Annotated in this window: 3 protein-coding genes; all 3 read left to right on the top strand. The window is 68.3% G+C overall.

The genetic code is table 11. The features are described from left to right. Positions 1-452 precede the first annotated feature (452 nt). The gene (locus HY703_02930; GenBank protein ID MBI4544133.1) at positions 453-2,288 is read left to right on the top strand and encodes a DUF3225 domain-containing protein; all 1,836 of its coding nucleotides are present in this window, start codon (positions 453-455) and stop codon (positions 2,286-2,288) included. Positions 2,289-2,621: 333 nt separating this feature from the next. Further along, positions 2,622-3,935 (top strand): hypothetical protein, encoded by a 1,314-nt coding sequence (locus tag HY703_02925; GenBank protein MBI4544132.1) that lies wholly within the window; start codon positions 2,622-2,624, stop codon positions 3,933-3,935. 23 nt (positions 3,936-3,958) lie between these two features. Continuing rightward, positions 3,959-4,957 (top strand): tetratricopeptide repeat protein (locus HY703_02920; protein ID MBI4544131.1); only part of this gene is annotated, 999 nt, incomplete at its 3' end.

Here is a 4,957-nt window from a genome sequence, read left to right as displayed (position 1 = left end):
TGTCTCAACGTCGGCGGCCGGATCGGCACCCTGCTTCCGACTGGAAATCAGGAAAAAATCCGGACCGGCCTGACACGTCAAGAGCCGCGGAGGAGAGCCGGCGAGGCCCGACGGGGCAGCGGTCAAAGGCTCCTAAGATGCGGGCGCGTCCGACGGCCGCGCAAGCAAGCGCTGAGCTGCCAGCGTGAGCTGCCAGCCGCAGGGAATGCCGCGGGACGCTGGCGCGAGGGGCGTCGGCTAACTATCGTCGGACCTGGTTTCCAAGTTTCATCCTGACCGATCTGGCTATGACTCTTGCCGGTAACGGACCCCATTCGGTGGATAATCGTGCCCTGCAGCGCCCGCCAAGGCGCTGGCGCACTTCGTTAAGGGGGCGGCAGCATGCGTGGTTGGGCCAACAGGAAAGATGGAAACCTGGTCCGACGAGCAACCCCGGATCCAGGGGGTGTATCATGCGCAACCTCGGGTGGAGCGTGGTCGTCCCTCTTGCCTGCCTGGCTGGGCTGCTCGCCGCTTGTGTCCCGCGCGGCACGGGCGGCCCGGACGCGCAGCCGCCCGCCGGGCGGGCGGCAGGCGCCGCGGCCAGCCGCACGGCCGACTCGACGGAGGCGCTGGCCGCGTTCCGCAGCAACATCGCCGCGATCCATGACCGCGACCGGGCGCGCTACCTCTCGCACTACCTGCAGTCGCCGCGGCTGGTCCGCGGCGGGCCGGCAGGACTGCAATACGGGTTCGAGGCGCTGGCCGCGCCGCGGGACACTACCTGGCCCGATACGCTGGTGGCCAGCCATTTCGAGGTCACGCGCCTCACGCAGGGCGCGGTCTACGGCGCCTACCGCTACCGGGTCGTGCAGCGAGGAGTATCCAGCAGGGGCGTGAGCGAGCGGGTCTTCGTGCGCACGCCGCAGGGGTGGAAGGTCGCCGCCACCACTGCCTTCCCCGCGCCCGCGGAGGCGCCGCCCCCACCCTTCGCACTGGTGGGCGCCACGCTGCTGGACGGCACGGGCGCGGCGCCTGTTCCGGATGCCGTGGTCGTGATGCGAGACGGGCGCCTCGAGTGCGCCGGGCCACGCAGCGCCTGCGCGATGGGCAGTGACGTCGAGCGGGTCCCTGCCCGGGGCAAGTGGATCATCCCCGGCCTGGTCGACGCCCATGTGCACTACTCGCAGACCGGGTGGGCGGACGGCCGGCCGGATGCGCTGGACGTGCGCGACCGGTTCCCCTACCCGGCCACGGTCGCGGCCTTGAAGGCCTGGCCGGAGCGCTTCTACCGCGCCTACCTGTGCTCCGGCGTCACGGCTACTTTCGACGTGGGCGGCTACCCCTGGACCTGGCGGCTGCGCGAAGCGGCGGAGCAGAGCACGGCTGCGCCCCATGTTGCCGCGGCCGGCCCGCTCCTCTCGACCCGCGACCACTGGGTGAACGTGCCGGGCGAGCGCCAGTTCCTTTACATGGCCGATTCGGCTGCGGTGAGGGATGGCGCCAGTTACCTGCTGGCCAACCGCACGGACGCCATTAAGATCTGGTTCCTCGCGGGGCGAGCCGCGCCCGATACCGCGCGCTGGAAGGTGCTGGTGCAGCTTGCCGGGGCCGAGGCGCGGTCGGCGGGCGTGCCACTGATTGTCCACGCCACCGGGCTATGGCAGGCCAAGGTGGCGTTGCGCGCGGGGGCGCGCGTGCTCGTGCACAGCGTCTACGAGGAGCCAGTGGACGAGGAGTTCCTGCGGCTGGCGCGGGAGGCCGACGTCGTCTACACGCCCACGCTGGTGGTGACCGAAGGATACGAGCAGCTCCGGGCGCGGCGCTTCCAGGCGGAAGGCTACGAGCTGTGGTGCGTGGACCCTGAAACCCGGGCCAAGGCGTTCCTCACGGATTCGCTGCCCGGGCGTCCCCCGCCCGACGAGCTGGCCCGGCGCGCTGCCGCCGCCGGAGAGCGGCAGCGGGTCATGCGGGAGAACCTGCGCCGCGTGCACGCCGCGGGCGTCGCGGTCGCCGCCGGCACGGACGCGGGCAACCCGCTCACCCTGCACGGCCCTGCCATCTACCTCGAGCTCGAGGCCCTGCAGGAGGCGGGGCTGAGCCCCATGCAGGTGCTCGTGGCGGCTACGCGCAACGGCGCCCGGGCCATGGGCGGGCTGGAGCGGTTCGGCACCCTCGAGCCGGGCAAGGATGCCGACCTGGTGGTGCTGGACGCGGACCCGCTCGAGGACATCCGCAACCTGCGCCGCGTCGCGCTGGTGGTGCGGCGCGGCGAGATCTGGACCCGCCGCGAGCTCGAGTTCCGCTGAGCCACCAGGCACAGCGCGCCAGCAGGGCGGCGCTCCGGGGGCCCCGAGGCGTCCGTTCGTCCATCAGACTGGCCCGGCTAGGTAACCGTCAAAGCGTGCTCAGGAGACCGGAGGGAAGTCGCGAACGAGCACAATCAGGCACCGGCGAGATCCGTTCTCGCCATGGTCAGGGGCGCATCACCGGCTGGCCCACCGCCGGCGCCGGCCTCTCCGCCCCAGCGCACGCGAGTCGAGCGAACCGACGACTGGTGTGCCCCGCGTTCTCACAGAGACCTGCATCTGGAAATCGCGCGTCGTCTCGGGTAAGATTCGCAGGACCCGGCGGAGCCCTTTATGAGCACACTTGAAAGACTGGAACAGGCATACCGAGATCTCGACTGGCTGCAGCCGCTCGGCCCAACCGATCCACTTCTGTACCGGCCGCTTTTCGGCGACTTCCTGAATAGTATCGCTCGCGAGCTGGTCCTGCTTAAGGGGGAATCCCGGACCATGCTCATGCACGGACACGTGGGAAGCGGCAAGTCCACCTTCTTCAACTGTCTCGAGGTCGAGCCCGAGCTAACGGCCCATTTTCTGGCCGTCCCAATCTCGATCAAAGAGGTCTCCGATCCCGAGGACATCGAAGCGATCGACCTTTTTCTCGCCTTCGCCACGGCGGCGCTGAAGAGCGCGAGCGGCCAGGTGAGGCTCAGGCCCGTCGACGTTCCCCATCTCGTCAAGTTGTACAAGGAGCTTAAGGGGCTGATCACCGTCGAGACTACGCGCGAGACAAAACGAGAGGGGCGTGGCGCCGGGTCCGGTGGGGCGGCGATTCCGGCGATGCTGAACTGGCTGACGGCCGGCCTTCAGCTCAACTACGCCGTGAGCCTGGACACGAGGAAGAAGGTCCGCGAGACCTACGCCCCAGAGGTCGGCACACTGATCGAACGAGTGAACTCCACGATCGCCGCCATCGAGTCGAGACTCGGCAAGGATCGACGTCTGCTGTTTCTGGTGGACGACACGGACAAGCTCAGCATCGAGCGTGGGCTCCGCCTGTTCGACCAGCAGGGGCATCAGCTCGCGCAGCTTCGGGCCGCTGCGGCATTCATGGTGGACAAGGCGGTGGCCTGCAGCGGCCGATTCTCGGGGATCACAACGCGACTCGGGGCGTCGCGTCCCTTTCCTGGTGCGAAAATCGTGGAAGCCGATGGCAAGAGCAGCGAGGTGACCTTGCGCAATTGCGGGCTGATTCGAGAACTGCTCCATCGCCGCTTGCCGGAAGATCTGATCACCCCCGGGGCGCGCGATAAACTGATCGGACTTGGCGGTGGACACTGCCGCGAGACGCTGCGGATCGCCCGGGAAGCCACCTTCAGGGCACTGGCTCGCACATCGCCGCGCGTCGATGAGGCGGATGTCGACTACGCCGCGATCGGGCGCTTCAACGAGTTCAACCTGACGCAGGAGGAACTGCAGCTCCTGCAGCATGTCCTGGACAATCCGTGGTGGTGTCCGCCCACGGCGGATGTCGATGTCGAAGTTCCCAAGGCCCCGTTCCTCCGTTTGCTAAATGCAGTGGCGCTACTCGAGTACAGCAATGGCGAGCAGAAATGGCTGCGACCCCATCCCGTCTTGATCCCACGCCTTCGGCGCCTCAAGGCGTAGCCGTCGCGTACCTTTCGCCGTCCATGCGACGGCGGATCGCCGAGCTGAGCGAGCGGCTCCGCCTGGCCGCGGAGCGCGGGGGGATCTACATCGTCTCGATGCCGTCGCTGGAGCAGGTGCCGAGGATATGGGAGGAAATCCTGGCCCACCTTGGCGATGAGTGGCAGCATCGGCTCATCGACGCCTCGGTGGAGCCCGACATCCTCGCGCGGCAGGACGTTCTTACGCCGGTGCATGGTCGGACGGGAACGGTCGTCGGAGTAGTGCCGGCTGCGCGTGCGGCGGCCGACAAGCGCGCGGCGTTGCTCACCGCGCTCAATGTCCGCCGCGAGCTCGTGTTCCAGAATGTCCTGGCGCTGGTCCTGTTTGTCGATCCGGATCTCGAGCGCGAGCTGCCAGCACACGCCAAGGACTTTTACGCAATGCGCGGCGCTCACCTCCGGATTGCTCTCGAAGGGCGCGGCTATGGCCTTGGGGAGCCGCCGGGGCTGGGGGCCGCGCGAGAGCGGATCGAGTGGCTGAAGAAGGAGATCGCTGCGGCCAAGTCTACAGGGTCACCAAAGGTCAGAGCTGATCTTCTCCAATGGCTTGGTTCAATCCTTTCACTCACCGGTCAGGGGAACGAAGCGGGCAGCGCCTATCGCAAGGCCTTGGCCCTGCACCGCGAGATCGGCGACCGGCAGGGGGAGGCGAACCAGCTCTGCAACCTGGGGAACGTCTACCAGGTCAAGGGGGAGCTGGACGAGGCGGCGCGCTACTATCGCGAGGCGCTGGCCCTCCACCGCGAGATCGGCGACCGGCAGGGGGAGGCGAACCAGCTCGGCAACCTGGGGATCGTCTACCGGGTCAAGGGGGAGCTGGACGAGGCCGCGCGCTATTACCGGGAGGCGCTGGCCCTCGACCGCGAGATCGGCAACCGGCAGGGGGAGGCGAACCAGCTCGGCAACCTGTGGAACGTCTACCAAGTAAAGGGGGAGCTGGACGAGGCCGAACGCTATTACCGCGAGGCGCTGGCCCTCGAC

Source organism: Gemmatimonadota bacterium (assembly GCA_016209965.1).
Classification (GTDB): Bacteria; Gemmatimonadota; Gemmatimonadetes; order Longimicrobiales; family RSA9; genus JACQVE01.
The sequence above is the reverse complement of the archived record's forward strand: the minus strand, read 5'-3'. Positions and strand labels throughout refer to the sequence as shown.

Excerpts from the sequence above, each read along its gene's own strand:
- HY703_02930 (MBI4544133.1), top strand. The coding sequence starts at position 453 with ATGCGCAACCTCGGGTGGAGCGTGGTCGTCCCTCTTGCCTGCCTGGCT.
- HY703_02925 (MBI4544132.1), top strand. The coding sequence starts at position 2,622 with ATGAGCACACTTGAAAGACTGGAACAGGCATACCGAGATCTCGACTGG.